Annotated in this window: 20 protein-coding genes; 10 read left to right on the top strand and 10 right to left on the bottom strand. The window is 65.0% G+C overall.

The window, feature by feature from the left end; all coding sequences use genetic code 11:
• Window positions 1-32: 32 nt before the first annotated feature.
• The 4 genes from GA0071312_RS06515 to GA0071312_RS06500 form a co-directional block, all read right to left on the bottom strand.
• Entirely contained in the window at window positions 33-1,316 is a 1,284-nt protein-coding gene (locus GA0071312_RS06515) for a TULIP family P47-like protein (protein WP_074444051.1), read from the bottom strand.
• A gap of 455 nt (window positions 1,317-1,771) precedes the next feature.
• Window positions 1,772-3,253: an Asp-tRNA(Asn)/Glu-tRNA(Gln) amidotransferase subunit GatA gene (gene gatA / locus GA0071312_RS06510; RefSeq protein WP_074444050.1), complete on the bottom strand. Its 1,482-nt coding sequence runs from the start codon at window positions 3,251-3,253 to the stop codon at window positions 1,772-1,774.
• Between the two features lie 62 nt (window positions 3,254-3,315).
• Window positions 3,316-3,603, bottom strand: coding sequence for an Asp-tRNA(Asn)/Glu-tRNA(Gln) amidotransferase subunit GatC (gatC, locus tag GA0071312_RS06505; RefSeq protein WP_074444049.1), 288 nt, complete (start codon window positions 3,601-3,603; stop codon window positions 3,316-3,318).
• Between the two features lie 392 nt (window positions 3,604-3,995).
• Window positions 3,996-4,907: a peptidylprolyl isomerase gene (locus GA0071312_RS06500; protein ID WP_238947114.1), complete on the bottom strand. Its 912-nt coding sequence runs from the start codon at window positions 4,905-4,907 to the stop codon at window positions 3,996-3,998.
• A gap of 405 nt (window positions 4,908-5,312) precedes the next feature.
• Here GA0071312_RS06500 and secA point away from each other — a divergent pair, with 405 nt between their 5' ends.
• Window positions 5,313-8,126, top strand: coding sequence for a preprotein translocase subunit SecA (gene secA, locus GA0071312_RS06495; RefSeq protein ID WP_074444048.1), 2,814 nt, complete (start codon window positions 5,313-5,315; stop codon window positions 8,124-8,126).
• A 59-nt stretch (window positions 8,127-8,185) separates the two neighbouring features.
• Here the strand turns inward: secA and GA0071312_RS06490 are convergent, their stop codons facing one another.
• Window positions 8,186-8,671 carry an MmcB family DNA repair protein gene (locus tag GA0071312_RS06490; protein WP_074444047.1) on the bottom strand — a complete coding sequence of 162 codons (486 nt, stop codon included), beginning with the start codon at window positions 8,669-8,671 and terminating at the stop codon, window positions 8,186-8,188.
• 120 nt (window positions 8,672-8,791) lie between these two features.
• Between GA0071312_RS06490 and GA0071312_RS06485 the strand changes: the two genes are divergently transcribed.
• Window positions 8,792-9,280, top strand: a complete 489-nt coding sequence (locus GA0071312_RS06485; protein ID WP_074444046.1) for a hypothetical protein — start codon at window positions 8,792-8,794, stop codon at window positions 9,278-9,280.
• A gap of 7 nt (window positions 9,281-9,287) precedes the next feature.
• On the opposite strand, the gene GA0071312_RS06480 is transcribed toward GA0071312_RS06485, so the two are convergent.
• Entirely contained in the window at window positions 9,288-10,304 is a 1,017-nt protein-coding gene (locus GA0071312_RS06480; protein ID WP_074444298.1) for a KpsF/GutQ family sugar-phosphate isomerase, read from the bottom strand.
• A gap of 283 nt (window positions 10,305-10,587) precedes the next feature.
• Here GA0071312_RS06480 and GA0071312_RS06475 point away from each other — a divergent pair, with 283 nt between their 5' ends.
• A complete protein-coding gene (locus GA0071312_RS06475) occupies window positions 10,588-12,102 on the top strand; it encodes an outer membrane beta-barrel protein (RefSeq protein ID WP_165603967.1) in 1,515 nt (504 codons plus the stop codon).
• A gap of 108 nt (window positions 12,103-12,210) precedes the next feature.
• Window positions 12,211-13,047 carry a universal stress protein gene (locus GA0071312_RS06470; protein WP_074444044.1) on the top strand — a complete coding sequence of 279 codons (837 nt, stop codon included), beginning with the start codon at window positions 12,211-12,213 and terminating at the stop codon, window positions 13,045-13,047.
• Between the two features lie 61 nt (window positions 13,048-13,108).
• Here the strand turns inward: GA0071312_RS06470 and GA0071312_RS06465 are convergent, their stop codons facing one another.
• Window positions 13,109-13,894: an SDR family NAD(P)-dependent oxidoreductase gene (locus tag GA0071312_RS06465; protein ID WP_074444297.1), complete on the bottom strand. Its 786-nt coding sequence runs from the start codon at window positions 13,892-13,894 to the stop codon at window positions 13,109-13,111.
• A gap of 149 nt (window positions 13,895-14,043) precedes the next feature.
• Between GA0071312_RS06465 and GA0071312_RS06460 the strand changes: the two genes are divergently transcribed.
• Entirely contained in the window at window positions 14,044-15,246 is a 1,203-nt protein-coding gene (locus tag GA0071312_RS06460; protein WP_074444296.1) for a lytic murein transglycosylase, read from the top strand.
• A gap of 25 nt (window positions 15,247-15,271) precedes the next feature.
• Here the strand turns inward: GA0071312_RS06460 and GA0071312_RS06455 are convergent, their stop codons facing one another.
• Complete coding sequence (locus GA0071312_RS06455; RefSeq protein WP_074444295.1) at window positions 15,272-16,816, bottom strand: acetolactate synthase large subunit; 1,545 nt, start codon at window positions 16,814-16,816, stop codon at window positions 15,272-15,274.
• A gap of 221 nt (window positions 16,817-17,037) precedes the next feature.
• Window positions 17,038-18,255, bottom strand: a complete 1,218-nt coding sequence (locus GA0071312_RS06450) for an acyl-CoA dehydrogenase (RefSeq protein ID WP_074444043.1) — start codon at window positions 18,253-18,255, stop codon at window positions 17,038-17,040.
• Window positions 18,256-18,919: 664 nt separating this feature from the next.
• On the opposite strand from GA0071312_RS06450, the gene purS reads away from it, so the two are divergent.
• Both purS and purQ read left to right on the top strand, forming a co-directional pair.
• Window positions 18,920-19,159, top strand: a complete 240-nt coding sequence (gene purS / locus GA0071312_RS06445) for a phosphoribosylformylglycinamidine synthase subunit PurS (RefSeq protein ID WP_074444294.1) — start codon at window positions 18,920-18,922, stop codon at window positions 19,157-19,159.
• Between the two features lie 29 nt (window positions 19,160-19,188).
• Window positions 19,189-19,887: a phosphoribosylformylglycinamidine synthase subunit PurQ gene (gene purQ / locus GA0071312_RS06440; protein WP_074444042.1), complete on the top strand. Its 699-nt coding sequence runs from the start codon at window positions 19,189-19,191 to the stop codon at window positions 19,885-19,887.
• Window positions 19,888-19,911: 24 nt separating this feature from the next.
• Here purQ and GA0071312_RS06435 read toward each other — a convergent pair whose 3' ends face one another.
• Window positions 19,912-20,943: a Tad domain-containing protein gene (locus GA0071312_RS06435; RefSeq protein ID WP_074444041.1), complete on the bottom strand. Its 1,032-nt coding sequence runs from the start codon at window positions 20,941-20,943 to the stop codon at window positions 19,912-19,914.
• Window positions 20,944-21,210: 267 nt separating this feature from the next.
• On the opposite strand from GA0071312_RS06435, the gene purL reads away from it, so the two are divergent.
• The 3 genes from purL to grxD are packed head-to-tail and all read left to right on the top strand — an operon-like array spanning window position 21,211 to window position 24,056.
• Window positions 21,211-23,421, top strand: coding sequence for a phosphoribosylformylglycinamidine synthase subunit PurL (gene purL / locus GA0071312_RS06430; protein WP_074444040.1), 2,211 nt, complete (start codon window positions 21,211-21,213; stop codon window positions 23,419-23,421).
• A gap of 14 nt (window positions 23,422-23,435) precedes the next feature.
• Window positions 23,436-23,669, top strand: a complete 234-nt coding sequence (locus GA0071312_RS06425) for a BolA/IbaG family iron-sulfur metabolism protein (protein WP_074444039.1) — start codon at window positions 23,436-23,438, stop codon at window positions 23,667-23,669.
• A gap of 54 nt (window positions 23,670-23,723) precedes the next feature.
• Window positions 23,724-24,056, top strand: coding sequence for a Grx4 family monothiol glutaredoxin (gene grxD, locus GA0071312_RS06420; RefSeq protein ID WP_074444038.1), 333 nt, complete (start codon window positions 23,724-23,726; stop codon window positions 24,054-24,056).
• Window positions 24,057-24,061: the final 5 nt, after the last annotated feature.

The following is a 24,061-nucleotide window of genomic DNA, read 5'->3' as shown; positions in this document are numbered from 1 at the left end:
CCCGGCCTGACTCCGTCAGGTCGAAACGCGCTCTAGAGCGTGCCCTGGAAATAGAAATTGTCCGCAAGGCCACCGCCTGTCGGCGTAATCGCGTTCTGGCCCGGCCAGGTCACGAGCTGGGCGCCCATGCCATGGCTGGAAATGCCGGTATTCCCGATGGCGCCGGTCACGGCATCCTCGATCGCGAGGCTGACCGCATCGATCACCACATTCATGATGCCGGCAGTGAGCCCGCCGAGGAGCTTCTCCCACCAGGGAATGTGCGAGGAATGCGTGATGCTCTTGTGGGGATCCTTCGCGAAGGCGATGGAGCGCGAAGCGGGGAGATACTGGCCGGGATTCTTGCTGGCGATGCTGAAGCTGATATAGGCGTCATCCAGGCCGGTAATGTCACAACGACCGGCAGCCGTGGTGCGGATCAGGTTGCCCTCGAGGTGGATGTCGAGATTCTGGATGACGGGCGGATACCAGATCAGCCCCACCTTTACCTTGTCGAGCGTGACATTGCCGTGATTGGAGATCTTCGTCGCGCCGTCCCATGAGAACTGCGACGCGTTCGACCCCCTGTAGGCCTGCGGCATCGCCGGCAGCAACACATGCTCGAAGAAGCGGCTCGCGGCCAGGACGAAGCCGAAATCATGGCCACCCTGCATCAGCTGCGTATCGAAGACCGGTTCGATATTCTTGATCGAAACGTCGCTGAGCATGCCGAGCACCGCCAGATTGCCCAGCTCGTTGTCGTCATTCTGCTGATAGGCATAGGTCAGCTGCTTGAGGGTCAGCCATGAGGCGCCGGCGGGCGGCGCGAGGCTGAGTTCGGCGAAGACGAAGGAGAGCTCCTGCCGGCTCGCGATGAAGGCGTGCGCCAGAGCGACGCCGAGGACATCGCTGACGAGGCCCGGAATCGGGGAATCCTTGCGGCTGTCCGGATTGAGCACGGTGACCGCGCCGGGGGTCTTGTCGCCCGGGTTCTTGCCCACGACCCTGCAATCGAATTTCAGGTGTTTCTGGTCCGATTTTCCCGCCGGCGTGACGAAATCCAGCTGGAACTGCACGATCGGGATCGCCCCGTCGAGGGAATAGCTCTTGCCCGACGCCTTGTCGAGCAGGGTCCCCTTGGTGACCGGCGTGTCGAAATGAATGAAGCGTCCGGTGCCACCCGGCACCATCGTCCAGCTTCCGAAATCGCCGGAGACCTTCACGGCATCGTCTTCATAGGCGAAGCTTGCCGGAAACTTCTTTTCTGATTCCTTGAGGCGGGCATTGATCCAGGTTCCGCTACAGGCGAAAACCGCGTCCCATCGGTAATTTTGCATGATTGCTCCTTGTTTCGATCTTCGAAGAGCAATCTATAGTTTCTTTTCTAGAGGAGGCTTAAGCTTGATACTAAGAACTGGCGCAAATCTCGTTCAATTTGTATGGATATGATTTTACTGATTTATTCTAGATACTTGCGTTGCCGATAACGAGAATGAGTTCGTATTTTGATCGACATGAATCAGGCGTCTTGTAATCGTAGCTAGTATTTTAACCCAGGATACAGAGCATCGTGTCGTCGGGTGGATACCGGCTGAAGGAAAATCTGATGCGCCAAACAATGCCTCGGGGTTCCCGGCCTGACTCGGTCAGGTCGGAACGCGCGCGAACGGTATGATGATCCCGCGCGGCGTTATACCCGGTCGCGCGCGAATCCCGTCTGACACGGAGGGGAACTGCACGGGGTGATTTTTGACTCCGGGCGGAGATACGGTCTGCGCACCGACCCCAAGCCTCACCCCCACCACGGCTCCGGCAAGGCCACACGCCCGGCTGCATCCTCGATGATCTGGCCGGCGGCAAAGAGCGTCTCCTCGTCGAAGGGCCGCCCGATCAGTTGCAGGCCGAGCGGCAGGCCCTTGGCATCGAAGCCGCCAGGCACGGAAATGCCGGGCAGGCCGGCCATGTTCACGGTCACGGTAAAGATGTCGTTGAGATACATCTCCACGGGGTCGCCCGAACCCTTCTCGCCGATGCCGAAAGCGGCGGACGGCGTCGTCGGCGTCAGGATGGCATCGACGCCATCGGCATAGACGTTTTCGAAATCGCGCTTGATCAGGGTGCGGATTTTCTGCGCGCGCAGGTAATAGGCGTCGTAATAGCCCGCCGAGAGCACATAGGTGCCGATCATCACCCGGCGCTTGACCTCGCGACCGAAACCGGCGGCGCGGGTGCGCTCGTACATGTCGAGGATGTCCTTGCCCTCGACGCGCAGGCCGTAGCGCACGCCGTCATAGCGGGCGAGGTTGGACGAGGCCTCCGCCGGGGCCACGATGTAATAGGCCGGCAGGGCATATTGCGTATGCGGCAGCGAGACCTCGACAATCTCGGCGCCCGCCTCGCGCAGCCAGGCCTGGCCGGCTTCCCAGAGTCGCTCGATCTCCGCTGGCATGCCGGGCACGCGGTACTCCTTGGGAATGCCGATCTTCAACCCCTTCACGCCACGTCCCACGGCGGCCTCGAAATCGGGCACAGGGAGATCGGCGCAGGTCGTGTCCCGCGCATCCGGCCCGGCCATGGCCTGGAGCATCATGGCCGAATCGCGCACGGTCCTGGTGATCGGGCCGGCCTGGTCGAGCGAGGAGGCAAAGGCGACGATGCCCCAGCGCGAGCAGCGGCCATAGGTCGGCTTGATGCCCACGGTCCCGGTGAACGCCGCCGGCTGGCGGATGGAGCCGCCGGTATCCGTCGCGGTCGCGGCCAGGCACAGACGTGCGGAAACCGCCGCCGCAGAACCGCCGGAGGAGCCGCCGGGTACGAGCGGGGTCTCATCCCCCGCCCGCCGCCAGGGCGACACTGCGGGTCCGAAGGCGCTGGTCTCGTTGGACGAGCCCATGGCGAATTCATCGCAATTGAGCTTGCCGAGCATGACGGCGCCGGCATGCCAGAGATTGGCGCTCACGGTCGATTCGTAACGTGGCGTGAAGCCCTTCAGAATGTTGGAGCAGGCCGTCGATTCGACACCCTCGGTGCAGAACAGGTCCTTCACCCCGATCGGCAGCCCCTCGAGCGGACGCGCCTCGCCGCGTGCGATACGCTCATCCGCCGCCACCGCCATGGCGAGCGCCTGGTCGGGCGTCTCGCGGACATAGGCGTTGAGACTCTTCGCAGCGCCCATGGCCTGCTGGTGGGCCTTTGCGAGTTCGACGGCGGAAAAACGCCCGGCGGCAAGGCCGTCGCGGGCTTCGGCGAGGGTGAGATCGGTCAGATTCGTCACGGGCGGGCACTTTCTGCGAGAAGTGGCGCGGGAATGGTGCAGGCGATGCGGCGGAATGCGGCTTACTCGACGACTTTCGGCACGAGGAAGAACCCGTCTTCCGTAGCCGGCGCGTTGGCAGTGACATCGACAGCCTTGCCGCCATCGGTCACCCCGTCCTCGCGCATCTTCATCGCCATCGGCGTCACCGAGGTCATCGGCTCCACATCGGTCACATCGACCTCGCCGAGTTGCTCGACGAATGCGAGGATCGCGTTCAGCTCATTCTGGAGATGCGGCACGTCGTCATCGCTCACGGCGATACGCGCGAGCCGGGCAATGCGGCGGACAGTGTCTTGATCGACCGACATGGGCGTTCCTGCAATGCGTCATAAGGTGCTGCGGCTATATCACCGCGCAGGTGCAGGCCGCAAGGGCGCGGGGCAACGTGGCCGTGGAGCATCTTCATCCCGCATGGAGCCGCCACCCCTCTCCCCGCTCCATCTTCGGAGATCCCGCACAGGCAGGCTGAAAGTTCGATTCAGCGCAATCTCCCCCTCCCCGATAAAACGGGGCGGGCGTGAGGGCGGTGACGATCATTCTCCGCCCTCGTTGACGATCACCAGCTTCATCCGCGGCGCGCTCTGTTCTGATACTCCGTCCCCCCAACCTTCTCCACGAGGGATAGGGACGTTATGGCATGGCCCGCATGTAGCGCGAGCCCTCCTGCCATAACGCAGCATCCGGGCATGGCGTGCGGGCGTCAGTCGTCGCCTTCTTCCGCCTCGTCCTCGTCGGTATCGAGACGTTCGATCTCGACCCCCTCGCGCAGGCCCAGAATGACGGCCTGCTGGGCCTGACGTGTGAGGAAATTGTCGATCTGCTCGCGCATCTCCTCGAATTCCGGCATCGGCGTTTCGCGACGTTCCTCGACCTTGATCACGTGCCAGCCGAACTGCGTCTCGACCGGTTCGGAAACCTCGCCAGGCTCGAGAGCGAAAGCGGCTTCCGAGAACGGCGCAACCATGCGGCCCGCCGTGAAGAAGCCGAGATCGCCGCCATTGCGGGCCGAACCGGGATCCTGCGAGACTTCGCGGGCGATTTCGGCGAATTCCTCGCCGGCTTCGAGGCGCTCGCGCACGGCGATGGCTTCCGCCTCCTCCTCGACGAGGATATGGCGCGCACGCACCTCGTCCTCGGGCTCGACGCCTGCCGTCGTGGTCTCGAAGAGATCGCGCGCGGCCTCCTCGGTTACGGCATCATCGACTTCGCCCTGCATGTAGTCTTCGAGCAGCATCTTCTCGCGGAGATAAGCCACCCGGCGGGCGAATTCCTCGCCCTCACCGATGCCGGCTTCCATCGCAGCCTGCGCGCCGAGCCGCAGATCCACCAGATAGGTGATCACGATCTCGAGGCGCTCGTCCGGATCGGCATCGCGCAGCTGCAGCGCCGGATCGGCCATGGCGATGGCGACATCGGCCGCCGTGATCTCGATGTCACCGGCGCGCGCGACGACGCGATCGGGATCGTCCTGCGCTGCGGCCGGCGGCGTCAGGGCGAGACCGAGTGCGAGCGGCACAGCCAGCGCGAGCGGCGCCACACGGCGACGGAGCTGCCCGGCAACCCGCCGGATCAATGAGGGGGCAATCGGGTTTTGCATGTTTTGCACGATCATCAGCTGTCCTTGAGCATTGCAGCGGGGGCTGCGGAATCGACACGTTTCCGACCGGACCGATCGGGCCGGCCCGCTTTTTTTCGATTTTCACCATGCCTCGCGTCAGCAACACGCCATGCCGACCGTATCAACCGGTTGGAAATCGCGCGCACCTTCTGCTAAAGCAACGGCGCATGAGGGATTGGTGGCCCATCCGGGCGCGATGTGCAAGACCCTGCACGCGCACCGAATCGGGCATTCGCCTCTTCTGCCTCTCGATTGTCGCAGCCGTGGCCTTTCGGATGCGTGTGGCGATGATTAAGTGTATGACGCATGCGCGGGCCGCGCGCAGGCGGCCTTACGGCGCGCCGCGACGGTTTGCGGACGATTTCGGCAATCAGGAACGGCACTGGACGAAAAACATCCATGTTCGGCACTCTCGCGAAGAAAATCTTCGGCTCGGCGAATGATCGCCGCATCAAGGCCTACCGCCCGCGTGTGGAGGCGATCAATGCGCTCGAACCGGAACTGGAGGCCCTGTCGGACGACGATCTGCGTGCCCGTACCACCATGTTCCGCGAACAGCTCGCCAAAGGCGCAAAGCTCGACGACCTGCTCGTTCCGGCCTTCGCTACCGTGCGCGAAGGCGCGCGGCGCGTGCTCGGCCAGCGGCATTTCGACGTCCAGCTGGTCGGCGGCATGGTGCTTCACGAGGGCGACATCGCCGAGATGAAGACCGGTGAGGGAAAGACGCTCGTCGCTACCCTGCCCGTCTACCTCAACGCGCTGACCGGGCGCGGCGTGCATGTCGTCACCGTGAACGACTATCTCGCACGCCGCGACAGCGAGTGGATGGGGCAGGTCTATCGATTCCTCGGCATGCCCGTCGGCGTGATCGTGCACGGGCTCGATGATGTCCAGCGCAAGGATGCCTATGCCTGCGACATCACCTACGGCACCAACAACGAATTCGGCTTTGATTATCTGCGCGACAACATGAAATACGATCTCGCGCAGATGACCCAGCGCGGGCACCATTTCGCCATCGTCGACGAGGTCGATTCGATTCTGGTCGACGAGGCACGCACGCCTCTGATCATTTCAGGCCCGCTCGACGACCGGTCGGAACTCTACACCCAGATCGATGCCCTCGTTCCGCAGCTCACGCCCGAGCACTATGATCTCGACGAAAAGCAGCGCGCCGTCTCGCTCAATGATGACGGCAACGAGCGCATGGAAGAGCTCCTGCGCGAAGTCGGGCTCCTGAAGGATGGTGACCTCTACGATGCGGCCAATGCCACCATCGTGCACCATATCAACCAGGCCCTGCGCGCGCACGTGCTGTTCACGCGCGACAAGGACTATATCGTGCGCAATGACGAAGTCGTCATCATCGACGAGTTCACCGGGCGCATGATGCCCGGACGACGTTTTTCGGAAGGGTTGCACCAGGCGCTCGAAGCCAAGGAAAAGGTCAAGATCCAGCCCGAGAACCAGACCCTGGCCTCAATCACCTTCCAGAACTATTTCCGCCTCTACGAGAAGCTCGCCGGCATGACCGGCACGGCCTCGACCGAGGCCGAGGAATTCGCCGATATCTACAAGCTCGACGTCGCCGAAATCCCCACCAACCGTCCGATCGCGCGCCTCGACGAGAATGACGAGGTCTATCGCACGGTCGAGGAGAAATACGAGGCGATCATCCGGGAGATCGCCGAGGCTTCCGAGAAGGGCCAGCCGACGCTGGTTGGCACCACCTCGATCGAGAAATCCGAGATTCTGGCCGAACTGCTCGTCAAGCGCGGCTTCAAGCTGATCGATTTCGAGAAACCGACGGCGCTGGAGCCGCTCTACGAGGCGGCGCGCGGCGGGCGTGCAGCCGGGACCTTCGCGGTGCTCAATGCCCGTTTCCACGAGCAGGAAGCCTTCATCGTCGCCCAGGCCGGCGTACCCGGCGCCATCACCATCGCCACCAACATGGCCGGTCGCGGGACCGACATCCAGCTCGGCGGCAATGCCGAGATGCGGATCTCGCGCGAGCTGGATGGCGTCACCGACGAGGCCGAGCGCGCCAGGCGCGAGGAGGAGATCCGCCGCGAGACGGAAGCGTTCAAGGAGCGCGCCAAGGAGGCGGGCGGCCTCTACGTGATGGGCACCGAGCGCCACGAATCACGGCGCATCGACAACCAGCTGCGCGGGCGATCCGGTCGTCAGGGCGATCCGGGCCGCTCCAAGTTCTATCTGTCGCTGCAGGACGATCTGATGCGGATCTTCGGATCCGACCGGATGGAGAACATGCTGACCAAGCTCGGCCTTGAGGAAGGCGAGTCGATCACCCATCCCTGGATCAACAAGGCGATCGAGAAAGCGCAATCGAAGGTCGAAATGCGCAATTTCGACATTCGCAAGAACATCCTCAAATACGACAACGTCATGAACGACCAGCGCAAGGTCATCTTCGAACAGCGTCGTGAATTCATGGCCGAGGAGAGCGTGCGCGAGACCATCGACGACATGCGTCAGAACCTCGTCGAGGATATCGTCACCCGGCATATCCCCGCCGATGCCTATCCGGAGCAATGGGATGTCGTGGGCCTGAAGGAGGATGTGCAGAAGCTGCTCAATCTCGATTCCCCCGTCGATGACTGGGCGCGCGAGGAGGGCATCGCCGATGAGGAGATGCGCGACCGGCTGCGCGAGGCGGCGGATGCCCATTATGCCGGGCGCGTCGAGAAGAACACGCCGCGCGTGATGACCTATGTCGAAAAGCAGGTTCTGCTGCAAAGCCTCGACCAGCTCTGGCGCGAGCACATCGTCACGCTCGAACATTTGAGACAGGTCGTGGGCTGGCGCGGCATGGCCCAGCGCGACCCGCTGAACGAGTACAAATCCGAAGCCTTCCAGCTCTTCGAGGGGCTGATCACGCGCCTGCGCGAGCAGGTCACCGCCCAGATGATGCGTGTCGAGGTGGTCTTCGAGAAGCCGCCGGAGCCGCAACTGCCGGAAATGCATGCCGAGCATCGCAATCCCAATACCGGCGAGAATGAATTCGATGCGCCCCCGGGCCCGGCTTCGCGCCTCGGCGCTGCCGGTGGCGGCGCGGCAGCTGCCACGGGTTTCGTGCAACCGGAGAAGCGCGATCCGAATGATCCCGCCACCTGGGGCAAGGTCGGCCGCAACGAAGCCTGTCCCTGCGGTTCGGGCAAGAAATTCAAGCATTGCCACGGCGTGCTGGCCTGATCGGGCAGGAACCGGCCATCAGCGCGCGGCGCAACCTGGCATCTTCCGGGTAGCGCGCGTCAGAAAGCATCCGGCAGGCGCGCCGCCGGATCGCTGATGGCGAGCAGGGCGCCTGCTGCCGCATGGGCGAAACGCAGGGTCACCGCCTTGCGGCGCGCGCCGGCGAGCGGATGCGCGGGCGGCTCGCGCAGGATCGCCGCGTCAAACCCATCGGCGAGGATCAGCCCGGCATCCTCAGGGATCAGCGCGGCAGGAAACGCTTCCGGCACGGCGAAATAGAACCGGTCACAAAAGGCCCGGTAGCTCTGCCATTTCCGGTCGGCCCGGAAATCTGCAACGCTCGACTTGATCTCGACAATCGCGATCTCACCACCGCGCCCCAGCACCACGACATCGGCCCGGCGCCCGCTCGCGAGCACGAGTTCGGTGACGCTCGCCGCCTGCATGCGCGCGAAAAGCCGCCGCACGCCGCGTTGCACGGCCAGAGCCGCCGGCGATTGCCGGCCATCATCGAGGAGAGTGTCGGGGGGATCCGGCTGGAGCATGGGCACCTCGGCAAATGAATACGAAGAGCGTACAAAGCGGGATCGGATTCCACAAGACCGGCGAAACGGGAATCTTCACGCTTGACAGAACAAGAACAGAGACGGTAAACAGAACACACTATGAACATGCATGCGCCCGCACTCTCCTTCATGCGCAATCCGCAACCGGCGACCGGAATCGTCGCGGCGGTGCGCGAGGAGGCTCTGCGGGCGCTGGCGGATCTTGGCGAAGCGCTGCCCCTCACCGCATGGCGCGGACGCTCGGGGCGGCGTTACGTGGTCAGCATCTTCGATGCTTGTGAGCCGCTGCCGGTCGATGGCGGCGGCGTGATTCTCGCAGTCGGGCGCAACGGCCAAGACGGCGCCGCCCTGCTCGGCAGTATCGGCCTCGCCGCACGGATGCCGGATGATGGCGCATGCGCGCCGTCGCCTGCACGGGTCCAAAGGGCCGTATCCGGAAGCCTCCCCACAGATGCGCTTGATATCTGGGGCGACGTCATGCGCGCACGCGGCGCCTGCGAATGGCATCTGCATCTGCTGGCGCACACGCCGCTGGCGCAGGAGGCCATGCGTGCGGATCTCGCCTGCCTGCCGCGCACGACCGCCTGAACACGCCTTAGGCGATCCCGGCGCGCAGCAGGTCGAGCACATGCACGAGCCCGACGGGGCGCCCGTCCTCGGCCACGATCAGCGCCGATATCTTGCGGTTCTGCATGATCTCCAGTGCCTCGCCGAGCAGCATGTCCGGAGAGATCGTCATCGGATTGCGTGTCATCACCTGCGCAACGCGCTGCCTGAGAAGATCATTGGCCATGTGTCGGCGGATATCGCCATCAGTCACGATTCCCGCGAGCAATCCCGCCCCGTCCGTGACGACGACGCAGCCGAGACTCTTTTCACTCTGGAGGGCCAGCGCCCGGTCCATGGTCTCGTCGGCGACGATCAGCGGCAGCCGCTCGCCGGAATGCATGATGTCGCGGGCGGTCTTGAGCATGGCGCCGAGCTTGCCCCCGGGATGGAAGCTGCGGAAATCGTGGGCGGTGAAGCCCCGCCGCTCCAGCAGCGCCACGGCGAGCGCATCCCCGAGCGCGAGTTGCATCGTCGTCGACGTCGTCGGCGCGAGCCCGTTCGGACAGGCTTCCGGCGCACGAGGCAGGGCGAGTGCGATATCGGCCGCGCGCCCGAGGGTCGAATCGGCGCGGGCGGTGACCGCGATCAGGGTGACGCTGTGGCGTTTCGAATAGGCGATGAGATCGGACAATTCGCTGGTCTCGCCCGACCATGACAGGGCGATGATCACATCTTCGCTGCGAATCATGCCCAGATCGCCGTGGCTCGCCTCACCCGGATGCACGTAGTAAGCCGCCGTACCGGTGGAGGCCAGCGTCGCGGCGAGCTTGCGCCCGACATGGCCGGATTTGCCCATTCCCGTGACGATCACCCGCCCGGTCATGGCGGCGATGGCGTCGATGGCGGCGGTGAAAGGCGCACCGAGACCGTTCTCCAGAGCCGCGAGCATGGCGTCGAGCCCTTCCCGTTCCGCCAGCAGCGTGCGCCGTGCCGAGGCGATTGCCGGCCTGTCCCTGGCTGTATCCTCGCCCTTCGGATCCGCTATCGAAGTTCCCGGCTGCATCGTCATCCTCTCGCATCGCAGGCCTGCGCTGTCATGCGCCGCAGGCCGGCCCGTTGCCCGCGCTTGTAGCAAGCGGCGATGCAAGAGGAAATCCCGGAATCATCCTTGCATCCGGACACAACCCGCGATCGCGCCATTGCAGTGATTGACCAGCTGTTAACCCTTTTCGTTTACCGCTTGCCAACCATGAAGCAAACCGGCCCGCGCCGCGAGGCGCGACCGCAATCGGGGGATCACGCCCGCCATGCCCGGCCACGCGTGCAGAGCGAAGACGGTGACGGCGATGCCGGGCGCATCGGCGCCGGGCCCTGTCGCATCACGCGCCCGAACCCGCATCCGTGCCCTGCTCGCCGGCGCGGCCCTCATCGCCCTCGCGATTCCGATCGGTGCGACCGGCACGGCCTTCGCGCAGCAGGAAAGTGCCGCCCCCCCTGCAGCGGAACCAGCAGAGTTGCGGCTGCGCGGCGCGATCGCGGCGCAGGAGGAGGAGGCCGAGCCTGCTACCCCCTCGCCGACACGCGCACGCACGCAGGCATCGACGCGCGCCGACACGAATACGCGAACGCGCGCCCCTGTGCGCGAACCCGTCTCGATCCTGCCCGATCTCCCGCCTGATCCCGCCGAGATGGCAAACCAGCCACCGGCGGCGGATGTCTCGGAAGATGATCCCTTCACACCGCAGGGGATTCGCCTGGGCGCGCTGCGACTGTTTACCGATATCACCCAGCTTGTCGGCTACGACAGCAATCCCGGACGCGACCGCATCGCCGGAACCGGCGATGCATTCTCGCGCACGCAAGGCACGGTCCGTCTCGAAAGCGACTGGTCGCGCCATGAATTCTCCCTCGATCTGCGCGGCGGGTTCGATGCCTTTCGCCGCGATTCCGCCAATGACCGTCCCTCCGGCGATGCGAATGCGGCCTTGCGCCTCGACGCGACCACCGACACGCGGATCACAATCGGTGCGCGGGGTGAGCTCGACAGCGAGCGCCCCGGCGGGCGGGATATCGCTGATACGATCACCAATCGCACCGCGATCATCGACTATGATGGCAGCATCGCCCTCGATCATGAACCGGGCCGGGTCCGGCTCGGCCTGCGCGGCACGGTGGGGCGCACCGAACACGCATCCGGGCGCGGCGCGGATGGCCGGCAGATCAGCCAGCGCGAACGCGATCTCACCCGCTACGAGATCGCCGCGCGCGCCGGTTACGAGATCGCACCCGGCTTCATCCCCTTCGCCGAGATCGCCCTCGATCGCCGCCGCTATGACCGCGCCGGTTCTGACGGGACCCGGCGCTCCTCGACCGGGCTGACCGGGCTTGCCGGGGCGCGGCTCGAACTGACCCGCCTCCTCACCGGCGAGATATCCGGCGGTTATCAGCAACGCCGCTATGATGCTCCGGGGCGGCGCGAACTGACCGGTTTCGTCGCCGATGCGGCGCTCGAATGGGAGATCACGCCAATTACTCGCGTGCGGGTGAACGGCTTCAGCCGCCTCGACGAGACGACGCGCGCCGGTGCGCGGGCGACGCGGACCCTGGGGATCGGATTCGATCTCGAGCATGCCCTGCGCCATCGCCTCCTTGCCCGCGCCTCCTATGCTCATGAGATCGCGCGCTTCGGTGGCGACGGGCCGATCGAGCGCACGAACCGCGCCGGATTCGGCCTCGACTATACGTTGAACCGCCATGGTGTCATTTCCCTCGACTATCGCTGGGAGGGGCAGCGCAGCACGGACCCGGCAAACGGCCATGATGCCAGCCTCTACCTTCTGGGCATGCGTCTGCGCTATTGACGTGCCCGATGGTGCGGTCAACGCATCGCTGTTGCGCCGCTCCCCGATCAGGGCGATGCTGTCGGGTGAAGGCGACGCGTCCGAATCGCCGAGTGAGGGTCAAGGCCGATGAAAACCATCCTGCTTCCCACCGCGCCGCACGATCTGATGCCGGCGACCCTGGAGACGGCGTTGCGGTTCGCGCGCCAATGCGAAGCCTATATCGAGGGCTTCGCCCTGCGCCCGCCGCTGGCGGAGATCGTCTCTGTCGACATGGTGATGGGTTTGACCTGGGCCGCAGACGAGCGCGGCGATGCCGAGGGCGAGGCGCAGGCCCGCCAGATCTTCGAGGATTTCATGAAGGCCCACGACGTGCCGCGCGATGCCGGCGCCATGGGCAAGCTGTGCTGGCGCTGGAACGCCGATGCGCCGGCGGGCGACGAGTTCGTCGGCAGCCATTCGCGCATTTACGACGTCACGGTCCTCGGCAAGCCCGGCCAGCGCGCGGCGGGTCCGCGCATGGCGACGCTGGAGGCCGTGCTCTTCGAGGGCGGTCGCCCCGTGCTGATCGCGCCGGAAAAGCCGCCGGAGACGATCGGCGAGACCATCCTGATCGCCTGGAACGGCTCGACGGAGACCGCCCATGTCGTCGCCATGGCGATGCCGCTGCTCCATGCCGCGAAGCGCATCGTGGTGCTCACCGCCGAGGGGGCCGTGGTGCCCGGTCCTTCCGGCGACCAGCTCGCCAAGGCTCTGCGCCGCCACGGGCTGGATGTGGAGGCGGTCGCGCTGCAATCGGGCAAGGGGCATCCGGGGCAAGTCATTCTCGACCATGCCGAGAAGATCGGCTGCGACCTCCTGATCAAGGGCGCCTACACCCAGAGCCGCATCCGCCAGATGATCTTCGGCGGCGCCACCAGCCATATCCTCGCCAATGCCCGCATCCCTGTCTTCATGGCGCATTGAGACGCGGGTAAACGGCCCGAACCGCGATCGGTCCAGGCCGTTCCGCTCGTTCGTGCCACGATTACTTCGGCTGCATGCGCAGGGCGCCGTCGAGGCGCACGATTTCGCCGTTGAGCATGTCGTTATCGATGAACGCGCCGACGAGTTTGGCGTATTCCTCCGGCTTGCCGAGCCGCGAGGGGAAGGGCACGTTGGCTTCCAGCGCCTTGCGGTATTCCTCGGTGATGCTCTCGAACATCGGCGTGTGGAACAGGCCGGGCAGGATCGTCATCACGCGGATGCCGGAGGTGGAGAGATCGCGCGCCATGGGCAGGGTAAGGCCGACCACGCCGGCCTTGGAGGCGGCATAGGCGGCCTGGCCGATCTGGCCGTCCTGGGCGGCGACGGAGGCGGTCATCACGATCACGCCGCGCCCGCCATCCTCGGTGACCGGATCGAGCCCGGCCATGCCGGCTGCGGCGCGCGCGCTCGCGGCGAAGGTGCCGACGAGATTGATCTGCACGGTCTTTGCGAAACTCGCCATGTCGTGCGGCACGAGTTCGCCGGTCTCGCGCTTCTTCGAGACGGTGCGCTTGCCCGGCGCCACGCCGGCGCAATTGACCAGCACGCGCTCGATGCCGTGCGCCTCGCGGGCACGGGCGAAGCCGGCTTCGAGGGAGGCGTCGTCGGTCACATCCACCTTGACAAACAGCCCGCCGATATCCCTGGCGATGGCTTCGCCGCGCTCTTCATTGAGATCAAACAGCGTCACTTTGACGCCCTGAGCAGCAAGCATGCGGGCCGTGCCTTCGCCGAGGCCGGATGCGCCGCCGGTCACGATCGCCGCCATGGTGTTGTCGAGTTTCATGATCATCCTCCGAACATATCGTTATGCCTTCGCTATCGACGTGTGCGACGGTTTTGTCCAGTCGGTGAGATGCGGATAAGGTGGTGCGGGCGCGCGGTTTCGGCGGCGGCGTCAACGATCTGTTTACCAGGTTTGGGGATTCTGCCCGCATGAGCATCATCCGCACCGCCCTCGGCGCTCTCGCGCTTTCCGCCATCCTCGCGATTCCCGCAGCCGTGACCGCCGTGGCGCAGCCGGATTATCGCGCCTGTTTCGGCCAGATTCGCGGCCAGGCCCAACAGGCCGGGGTCAATGCGGCGACCTTCGACCGGGTGATGGAATCCGTCACGCCCGATCGCGAGGTGCTGGAATTTCTCGATCGCCAGCCGGAATTCAGGACCCCGATCTGGGACTATATTGCCGGGCTCGTCGATGAGGAGCGTGTCGAGGACGGCCGGCGGATGATGCAGCGTCATCAGCGCGAACTCGCCGCCGCGGAAGAGCGTTTCGACGTCCCGGCAACCGTCGTCGCGGCGATCTGGGGGGTCGAATCGAATTACGGGCAAAACATGGGCAAGCGCCCGCTGCTCGAATCACTTTCCGCACTTGCCTGCGAAGGCCGCAGGCAGAGCTTCTTTCGCAGCGAACTCGTCTCGACTTTGCGCATCATCCAGAACGGCGATGTACCCGCTTCCGACCTGCGCGGCTCCTGGGCCGGCGCGTTCGGCCAGACCCAGTTCATCCCCTCGACCTTCCTGCGCGTCGCCGTCGACATGACCGGCGACGGGCGCCGCGACATCGTCAATTCGGTGGCTGATGCGCTGGGCTCGACGGCGGCCTATCTCTCGCGCTCACGCTGGCAATCGGGGCTGCGCTGGGGCTACGAGGTGCAACTGCCCGGCGGTTTTGATGCTTCCCTCGCAGGCCGCGACAAGAAACGCGACATCGATTTCTGGCGCCAGCGCGGCGTGCGCATGATGGACGGCGCGACTCTGCCCGGCTCCGGCGTGCGCGCCGTGCTGCTGCCCGCCGGGATCGAGGGCCCGGCCTTCCTCGTCTCGCGCAATTTCGATGCGATCTATTCCTATAACCAGGCCGAATCCTACGCGCTCGCCATCGCGCTGCTGGCCGATCGCATCGCCGGCCTGCCCGGGATCCAGACCCCCTGGCCAACGGATGACCCGCCGCTGTCGCGCGCCGAGCGCCGAGAGGTGCAGGAGCGGCTGATCCGCGCCGGCTACGATATCGGCGATGTCGACGGCATCATCGGCTCCAAGACCCGCGAGGCCGTGCGCGACATGCAGAGCCGACTGGGCATGGAAGCCACGGGCCGCGCCGGCGGGAAACTGTTGCAGGCAATGCGGGAGCGGTGAGCCGCCCCCAGCGGTCTCTCGCCCCTCACATCACCACTTCGATCAGGAACGGCCCCTCATGCGCCAGTCCCTCGCGGAAGGCGGCGGCGAATTCGGGAACGGTTTCGACGCGCCGGGCGGTGACGCCCATGCCTTCCGCGACGCTCACCCAGTCGATGGCGGGATGGTCGAGGGAGAGCATGTCGCGCGCCTTGGGGCCGGGATTCTCCGCGCCGACATTGGCGAGCTCGCCGTTAAGGATGGCATACGAGCGGTTCGACCAGATGCAGTTGAGGATGTTGAGCTTTTCGCGCGCCTGCGTCCACAGCCCCTGCAAGGTATACATGCCCGAGCCATCCGCCTCGAGCGCGATCACCTGCCGGTCCGGGCAGGCAATGGCCGCGCCGGTGGCGAGCGGAATGCCCACGCCGATGGCGCCGCCGGTGAGCTGCAGCCAGTCATGCGGCGGCGCGCCGGCAGTGGCGGGGAAGAAGTTGCGGCCCGTCGTCACCGATTCGTCGGTGATGATGGCATTTTCCGGGATCAGCGCGCCGAGCACCAGCGCGATCGAATCCGGATCGAGCGGGCCGTCTGCTGGAAGCCCCGGGCGATGCGCCGGGGTGAGATCGGGGGTGGCATCGCCTGCGACCCTGTCCGCCAGCCGCGCCAGCGCATCCGCCTGATCCTGGGCGATATCGGCCAGAAGATGGATCCGGCAATCCTCCGGTGCGAGCCGTGAGGGCTTGCCGGGATAACCGAAGAAGCCGACCGGGTCCTTCGCGCCCACCAGCACGATATGCTTGAAACCCTCGAGCTTCTCCACGGCCTGATCGACCGGATAGGGAATGCGGTCCACCGCGACACGCCCGGCCCCGCGCTCCATGCGCGCATTCGAGGTCTGCGCCATCACATGCTGGCCGGTGCCGCGCGCGATCCGCGAGGCGTCTTCGAGCGGCCTCGCCCGCACCGCCTTGTCACCGAGCAGCAACAGCGTCTTCTCGCCGGAGGTGAGGATCGCGGCGATGGCGTCGATCACCGCCTCGTCGACCGCCTCGCGTTCCGGGATCGCCGGCACGGCGGCGACCGGCCCGCCCTCGCTCCAGGCGGTATCGGCGGGCAGGATGAGCGTGGCGATCTGGCCCGGCGCAGTCCGCGCGGCGGCGATTGCTTCGGCACCGTCGGCGGCGACTTCCCCAGCGGAGCGCGAGGTCTTCATCCAGGGCGAATATTGCCGCGCCAGCATCTCGATATCGGCGGTGAGCGGCGCGTCGTGCTCGAGGTGATAGGTGGCGTGCTCCCCGACCACGTTGATCATGGGCGAGCGCGCCCGCGAGGCGTTGTGGATATTGGCCAGTCCATTGGCGAGGCCGGGGCCGAGATGCAAAAGCGTCGCGGCGGGCTTTTCCGCCATGCGGGCATAGCCGTCGGCTGCGCCGGTCACCACGCCCTCGAACAGGCAGAGCACGCAGCGTATGCCGTCGACCCGGTCGAGCGCCGCGACGAAATGCATCTCGGACGTGCCGGGATTGGCGAAACAGACTTCCACATCGCCCGCGACCAGGGTGCGGACCAGGCTTTCGGCGCCGTTCATGGATGACTTCCCCTCAAAGACCAAGCGCATCATTCCGTTAGGTCAGGCGATGCGGAACGAGTCTGCCACGAGCGCGGCCACCGGCACAATCGGATCGGGCCTTCGCGAAGCGACAAGCCTGTTTTGGCCTTTTGCGCGGGAGAGGTTGCGGTTGATCCGGAAACGACGATGCCGGCACGAGGCCGGCATCGTATCTGGTCAGATGGTCGCGGCGATATCGCTCAGAAGAAGGCCTGCAGGCCCGTCTGGGCGCGCCCGAGGATCAGCGCATGGACGTCGTGCGTGCCCTCGTAGGTATTCACCGTTTCCAGGTTCTGGGCATGGCGCATGACCATATATTCCTCCGAGATGCCGTTACCGCCGTGCATGTCGCGGGCCATGCGGGCAATGTCGAGCGCCTTGCCGCAATTGTTGCGCTTGACCAGCGAGATCATCTCCGGTGCCGCGCGACCCTCATCCATCAGCCGACCGACGCGCAGCGAGCCCTGCAGGCCCAGCGTGATCTCGGTCTGCATGTCAGCGAGCTTCTTCTGAACCAGCTGCGTCTGCGCCAGCGGACGCCCGAACTGCTTGCGGTCGAGGGTGTATTGACGCCCGCGGAACCAGCAATCCTCCGCCGCTCCCATCACGCCCCAGGATATGCCGTAACGGGCGCGGTTGAGGCAGCCGAACGGCCCTTTCAGGCCCGAGACGTTGGGCAGGAGCGCGTCTTCGCCGACTTCCACACCATCCATCACGATCTCGCCGGTGATCGAGGCGCGCAGGCTGAGCTTGCCGCCGATCTTGGGCGCCGAGAGGCCCTTCATGCCCTTCTCCAGCACGAAGCCGCGAATCGCGCCGTCATGCGCTTCCGACTTCGCCCAGACCACGAAGACATCGGCGATGGGCGAGTTCGAGATCCACATCTTCGAACCGGAAATGACGTAACCGCCATCGATCTTCTTCGCGACCGTCTTCATGCCGCCGGGATCGGAGCCGGCATCGGGTTCGGTCAGGCCGAAGCAGCCGACATATTCGCCGGTGGCGAGCCTGGGCAGGTATTTCTTGCGCTGGTTCTCGTCGCCATAGGCGTAGATCGGATACATCACCAGCGAGGATTGCACGCTCATCATCGAGCGGTAGCCCGAATCGATACGCTCGACCTCGCGCGCGACGAGCCCGTAGGCGACATAGCCGGCGCCGACGCCGCCATATTCCTCGGGGATGGTCACACCGAGCAGGCCGAGCTCGCCCATCTCGTTGAAGATTGCGCGATCGGTCTTCTCCTGGGCATAGGCTTCGAGCACGCGCGGCAGCAGCTTTTCCTGACAATAGGCATGCGCCGTGTCGCGGATCATGCGCTCGTCATCGGTGAGCTGATCTTCGAGCAGGAATGCATCGTCCCACTTGAAGCTCGCCTGGGCCGGCGCGTCCTTGGGGGTGGTTTGCGGTAGAGCCATGGTCCGGTTTCCTTCTTCTTGATCCTCGTCGTCGCGCTCTCCGGCGCGGTTTCACCCCACCCTTGATCCCTCCCCTGAGGGGGGGGGAGCCGGGCGAGGCCTTCATGAGGGCACTGCTCCGAAATCTCGAAGGTCACGCCCTGCGCCAGCGGCAGGGCGGTGCCGTTACAGATCGGTTTCATTGATCTGCGGATATAAGCTCTCCAGGCCTGGAAACCAGCCTCGCGACCACCACCATTTTCCGGGACGAGCCCCACGGCCCTGCGCCGACAGGTATTGGAGCCGCGGATGGCGCACCCGCTTGCCGGTCGCCTCGGATGGTTTTGGCGGCAAGGTCGATGCGGTCGAGAGCGTCGCGCGCCTCAACACGCACTGAGCGGGTCTTCATGGTTCCTCGATCGCTTTTCTGGTTTGGCGAAGCTGGCGTCAAAATCCGCGTTTTGCATATCATGCGCAATACAATTCTTCACAATACGCCCTGCGAAACATGCGCGCGGCGTCATGCGGAAAGAAAGCAGGAGGCCCCCGTCGGGCGATTTCGGCAGGAAACGCCGTCTGTGCTGTTGTCACCCGCGCGCCCGGGGGCTATGGCGTTACACGCAAGCGATGGACGGCGCGAGGCGCCGTCAGCCGGGGAATGAGACCCAGCCGGGGAATGAAAATCATGAAAGCGCGCGTCACGGTGACCTTGAAGAACGGTGTTCTCGATCCACAGGGCAAGGCGATCGAAGGGGCCTTGAAATCTCTCGATATCGCCGGGGTGAATTCGGTGCGCCAGGGCAAGGTCTTCGATATCGAGATCGACGCGGCAGATGCCGATGCGGCCCGCGCCACGCTGGAGCAGGCCTGCGAGCGACTGCTCGCCAATACCGTGATCGAGAATTACCGCGTCGAGCTCGTCTGAGCCGGCGATCGCTGCGAGGAGCGAGGCCCATGCGCGCCGCCATCATCACCTTCCCCGGTTCCAATCGCGACGGCGATGTCGCCCGCGCCCTGCGTCATGCAGGGGCCGAGACGATTGCCGTCTGGCATGGCGAGGATGCACTGCCACCGGGCACCGATCTTGCCGTCCTGCCGGGCGGCTTCTCCTATGGCGATTACCTGCGCTGTGGCGCCATTGCGGCGCGTTCTCCAGCCATGGATGCAGTGCGCGCCCATGCTGCACGCGGCGGGCTGGTGCTCGGCATCTGCAACGGATTCCAGATGTTGTGCGAATCGGGCCTGCTGCCGGGTGTGCTGATGCGCAATGCGCAGCTTCGCTTCATCTGCCGCCGCCAGCATCTGCGGGTCGAGCGCAACGACACGGCTTTCACCTCGGCCTACGCGCAAGGCGCGGTGATCGATGTCTGCGTCGCCCATGGCGAGGGCAATTATGTCGCCGACCCCGAGACACTCGCCAGGCTGGAGGGCGAGGGGCGCGTCGCCTTCCGTTATTGCGATGCCACGGGCGCGCTCACCGACGACGCCAATTGCAACGGCTCGCTCAACGCGATCGCCGGGATCTGGTCGCCGGGCTTCAACGTGCTCGGCATGATGCCGCATCCCGAGAACCTGATCGACCCGCTCGTCGGCGGAACCGACGGGGCGGGCCTTTTCGAAAGCCTGTGTCGCGTGAAGGCCGACGCCGCCTGAAGGCGACGCCGGTCTCGGCTCGCATCAGCCGACAAGGCGCACCGTATCACGGCGCTCTTCGCGTGAAGGGCAACTGATCAGGAAGCGCAGATCGTCATAGTCGCGATCCGAGCTGCCCCATTCCGGAGGACGATCCTCGAGACCGATGAAGAGGTAATGGCCTTCACGGCAACCCTGCTCCTCACGCGCGGGGTTACGGTTGCGCCCGCGAATATCGGGAATGATGCCACCCTCGCTCTCGATACGGCATTCCTCGCGCGTACGGCAGAGAATCGTTTCGAGAATATCCACCTCGAAATTGAAGCTGAAGGCTTCGGGGTTGTCCTCGTCACGGGTCGTATCGCTGTAGAACTCGTAGATGCGCGCGCGCGACGAGCCACGCAGGCCCGGATTGTGATTGGCACCGCGTGTATTGCGCATCATGTAGCTGACTTCCTCATCCGGCGCACAATCGATATCAATCGCTTCTGCCGGCTCGAATTCGCCGAATCGATCATTGTCGGCCACCTTGACGAAGTCCATCCGCTCCTCGCGCGCATAGGGATCCGGATCGATCGGCCCGAGGCGTTCATCATTTACGGTGTCGTAACAATAGGCAAAAAGCTCGTTGAAATCGGCGGCGTCGGAGCGCAGCACCTCGAAGATATTCTCCGTAGCACGGGTTTCGACCCGCCCCTCGGCGATTGCCGTCACGCCCACATCGAGATCAGGGCGCAGCACCGCACCGATCGTCATCGGGAGCACCGCATCCGAGGTCACGCGCACGCGGTTGAGACCGATCCATTCGGCGGAGACGCTGATGCCCTCCAGCTCGGCGCGATGGTGGAAATTCCCCATGAAGGTCTGCTCGATATCGAGCTGCCGCCCTTCCTGACGCGCCATCACCGCCTGCAGAGCTGTCGAATCCGCTGCATTCTGCATCGCGGCACGCACATCCGTGGCGCGGCTGAAATCCATCGCGAAACCGGCAAAGGCGAAGATGGGGATCACGGCAAGACCGAAAATCAGAGCAACTCCGCCATTTTCGTCTCGCGCTGCGCGTGTGATCAGGGACATCGGCATTCTCCACACAATGTTTCAGTTTTGTGGAAAATGTGAGCGATTTACGTGCCATTTACTTTGTTTCGATGCGGCACGGATTCGGGCGTTCTACCGAGGGTTGGCAATCCAGGGGTGTTTCATTTTAACAACCTGCACCAGCATGACGCAGGCACGTCTTGATTGTGGCCTGGGCCGCTTATTCCCCCTTTCCCGCCTGCGGCGTTGCGCTTGGCCATGTGACGGGCTATGGCCTTGTCGCATCAGCGAGCAGGCGAGACGAGCATGACCGGCGACACCTTCACGATCACTCCGGAACTGGTGCAGGAGCACGGGCTCAAGCCCGATGAATATGCGCGCTTCATTGCCCTGATCGGGCGCGAGCCGACCCTGACCGAGCTCGGCATCGTCTCGGCCATGTGGAACGAGCATTGCTCCTACAAATCCTCGCGCAAGCATCTGCGCGGCCTGCCCACCAGCGCGCCGTGGGTGATCCAGGGGCCGGGCGAGAATGCCGGCGTGATCGATATCGGCGACGGGCTGGCCTGCATCTTCAAGATGGAGAGCCACAACCACCCGAGCTTCATCGAGCCCTATCAGGGTGCGGCGACCGGTGTCGGCGGCATCCTGCGCGACGTCTTCACCATGGGTGCGCGCCCGATCGCCGCGCTCAACGCCCTGCGTTTCGGCTCCCCCGATCACCCGAAGACCCGCCATCTCGTCTCCGGCGTGGTGCACGGGATCGGCGGTTACGGCAATTCCTTCGGTGTCCCCACCGTTGGCGGCTCGGTGGGCTTCCATTCGCGCTATGACGGCAATATCCTCGTCAATGCCATGGCGGTAGGCCTCGCACGGACCGACGAGATCTTCTACGCCAAGGCCACGGGGGTGGGGAATCCGATCGTCTATCTCGGCTCCAGGACCGGGCGCGACGGCATCCACGGCGCCACCATGGCCTCGGCCAGTTTCGACGAATCAGCCGAGGAGAAGCGCCCGACCGTGCAGGTCGGCGACCCCTTCGCCGAAAAGCTGCTGCTCGAAGCCTGTCTCGAACTGATGGCGTCCGGCGCCGTCATCGCCATCCAGGACATGGGCGCGGCCGGCCTGACCTCCTCTTCGGTGGAGATGGGCGCCAAGGGCAATCTCGGCATCGAGCTCGATCTCGACGCGGTGCCCTGCCGCGAGGAGGGCATGAGCGCCTATGAGATGATGCTCTCCGAGAGCCAGGAGCGCATGCTGATGGTGCTCGAGCCCGGCATGGAGGAGGAGGCGCAGGCGATTTTCCGCAAATGGGAGCTCGATTTCGCCATCATCGGCAAGACCACCGACACCCTGCGTTTCGTCGTGAAGCACCAGGGCCGGGTCGAGGCGGATCTGCCGATCAAGGAGCTCGGCGACGAGGCGCCGGTCTATGACCGCCCCCACACGCCGTCGCCGCAGCGCCCGGTGATCACGGCCTGCGCGGTCAAGCCGCCCCTGCGTGATCTGGAGGCGCTGCTCGCGCTGCTGAACACGCCGGATCTGTGTTCGAAGCGCTGGGTCTTCGAACAATACGACCACCTCATCCTCGGCAATACCGTGCAGATGCCGGGCGGCGACGCGGCGATCGTGCGCGTCGAGGACGGGCCGAAGGGGCTCGCGCTCACCACCGATGTCACGCCCCGCTATTGCGAGGCGGATCCGGTCGCGGGTGGCAAGCAGGCGGTGGCGGAAGCCTATCGCAACATCTGCGCCGTGGGCGGCACCCCGCTGGCCATCACCGACAATCTCAATTTCGGCAATCCGGAGCGCCCGCATTTCATGGGGCAGCTCGTCGGCTGCATCCAGGGTATCGGCGAGGCCTGCGCCGCGCTCGATTTCCCCGTCGTCTCGGGCAATGTCTCACTCTATAATGAAACGAACGAGATCGGCATCCTGCCCACGCCCACCATCGGCGGGGTCGGCCTTCTCGATGATTGCACCCGCCACGCCACGATCGGCTTTCGCCGCGATGACGACGTCATCCTCCTGATCGGCGAGACCGCCGGCTGGCTCGGCGCCTCGACCTATCTCGCGGAGATCTGCGGACGCGAAGAGGGCGCACCGCCCCCGGTCGATCTCGAGCGCGAGCGCGCCCATGGCGGCTTCGTGCGCGCCGCCATTGCTGCGGGACGGCTCGATACGGTGCACGACATCTCCGATGGCGGGCTCGCCGTGGCGCTCGCCGAAATGGCCATGGCCGGCAATATGGGGGCGAGTATCGACACCCTGCCCGACGGGCCCTCCCATGCCGTGCTGTTCGGCGAGGATCAGGGCCGCTACCTGCTTGCGCTGCCCGAAGAGGCAGCGGAGCGGCTGCTGGCGGATGCGCAGAGCGCAGGAATTTTCGTCATGAAACTGGGCCGATCCGGCGGTGATGCGTTGATTCTGCCCGAAGGTCAGGCCATATCTGTGACAGCGCTGAAACAGGCGCATGAAAGCTGGCTGCCGGATTACATGGCAGCCGAACCGGCCTGAGGAGAGTATCGCCCATGCCCATGGAAGCCCGCGACATCGAGACGATGATCAAGGAAGCCATACCGGATGCCAAGGTCGAGATCCGTGATCTGGCCGGGGACGGCGATCACTACGCCGCAACGGTGACCTCGGCCGCATTCAAGGGCAAGAGCCGGGTGCAGCAGCACCAGATGGTCTATCAGGCCCTGCAGGGGCGCATGGGCGGTGTCCTGCATGCCCTGGCGCTGACCACCATCCCCGCAGATTGAACATCCATCCAACCCGGGTCCGGCGTCTTGAGCGCCGGAGCACAGGAGTTTCCCATGAGCGCGCACGAGACGATCGACAGCGAAGTCAAGACCAACGACGTGGTTCTGTTCATGAAGGGCACGCCGGATTTCCCGATGTGCGGCTTCTCCGGCCAGGTCGTCCAGATCCTGAACTATCTCGGCGTCGACTATAAGGGCATCAACGTCCTCGACGATGAGGGGATTCGCAGCGGCATCAAGGAATATTCCAGCTGGCCAACGATTCCGCAGCTCTACGTCAAGGGCGAGTTCGTCGGGGGGTGCGATATCGCCCGCGAAATGTTCCAGGCCGGTGAATTGCAGCAATTCTTCACCGACAAGGGCATCGCGGTGAAGCAGGGCGCGTGATCCGC

The sequence above is a fragment of the Saliniramus fredricksonii genome, from assembly GCF_900094735.1.
In the GTDB taxonomy this organism is placed as follows: domain Bacteria; phylum Pseudomonadota; class Alphaproteobacteria; order Rhizobiales; family Beijerinckiaceae; genus Saliniramus; species Saliniramus fredricksonii.
This window is presented reverse-complemented; position numbering and strand designations above follow the sequence as displayed.

Bases quoted from the DNA above. Each gene is read 5' to 3' on its own strand.
- purQ (WP_074444042.1), top strand. From the start codon at position 19,189: ATGCGCGCCGCCATCATCACCTTCCCCGGTTCCAATCGCGACGGCGAT.
- GA0071312_RS06450 (WP_074444043.1), bottom strand. From the start codon at position 18,255: ATGGCTCTACCGCAAACCACCCCCAAGGACGCGCCGGCCCAGGCGAGC.
- GA0071312_RS06500 (WP_238947114.1), bottom strand. From the start codon at position 4,907: ATGATCGTGCAAAACATGCAAAACCCGATTGCCCCCTCATTGATCCGG.
- gatC (WP_074444049.1), bottom strand. From the start codon at position 3,603: ATGTCGGTCGATCAAGACACTGTCCGCCGCATTGCCCGGCTCGCGCGT.
- GA0071312_RS06470 (WP_074444044.1), top strand. From the start codon at position 12,211: ATGAAAACCATCCTGCTTCCCACCGCGCCGCACGATCTGATGCCGGCG.
- GA0071312_RS06480 (WP_074444298.1), bottom strand. From the start codon at position 10,304: ATGCAGCCGGGAACTTCGATAGCGGATCCGAAGGGCGAGGATACAGCC.
- GA0071312_RS06465 (WP_074444297.1), bottom strand. From the start codon at position 13,894: ATGAAACTCGACAACACCATGGCGGCGATCGTGACCGGCGGCGCATCC.
- GA0071312_RS06435 (WP_074444041.1), bottom strand. From the start codon at position 20,943: ATGTCCCTGATCACACGCGCAGCGCGAGACGAAAATGGCGGAGTTGCT.
- GA0071312_RS06490 (WP_074444047.1), bottom strand. From the start codon at position 8,671: ATGCTCCAGCCGGATCCCCCCGACACTCTCCTCGATGATGGCCGGCAA.
- GA0071312_RS06475 (WP_165603967.1), top strand. From the start codon at position 10,588: ATGCCGGGCGCATCGGCGCCGGGCCCTGTCGCATCACGCGCCCGAACC.
- GA0071312_RS06425 (WP_074444039.1), top strand. From the start codon at position 23,436: ATGCCCATGGAAGCCCGCGACATCGAGACGATGATCAAGGAAGCCATA.
- GA0071312_RS06515 (WP_074444051.1), bottom strand. From the start codon at position 1,316: ATGCAAAATTACCGATGGGACGCGGTTTTCGCCTGTAGCGGAACCTGG.
- grxD (WP_074444038.1), top strand. From the start codon at position 23,724: ATGAGCGCGCACGAGACGATCGACAGCGAAGTCAAGACCAACGACGTG.
- purL (WP_074444040.1), top strand. From the start codon at position 21,211: ATGACCGGCGACACCTTCACGATCACTCCGGAACTGGTGCAGGAGCAC.
- GA0071312_RS06460 (WP_074444296.1), top strand. From the start codon at position 14,044: ATGAGCATCATCCGCACCGCCCTCGGCGCTCTCGCGCTTTCCGCCATC.
- secA (WP_074444048.1), top strand. From the start codon at position 5,313: ATGTTCGGCACTCTCGCGAAGAAAATCTTCGGCTCGGCGAATGATCGC.
- purS (WP_074444294.1), top strand. From the start codon at position 18,920: ATGAAAGCGCGCGTCACGGTGACCTTGAAGAACGGTGTTCTCGATCCA.
- GA0071312_RS06455 (WP_074444295.1), bottom strand. From the start codon at position 16,816: ATGAACGGCGCCGAAAGCCTGGTCCGCACCCTGGTCGCGGGCGATGTG.
- GA0071312_RS06485 (WP_074444046.1), top strand. From the start codon at position 8,792: ATGAACATGCATGCGCCCGCACTCTCCTTCATGCGCAATCCGCAACCG.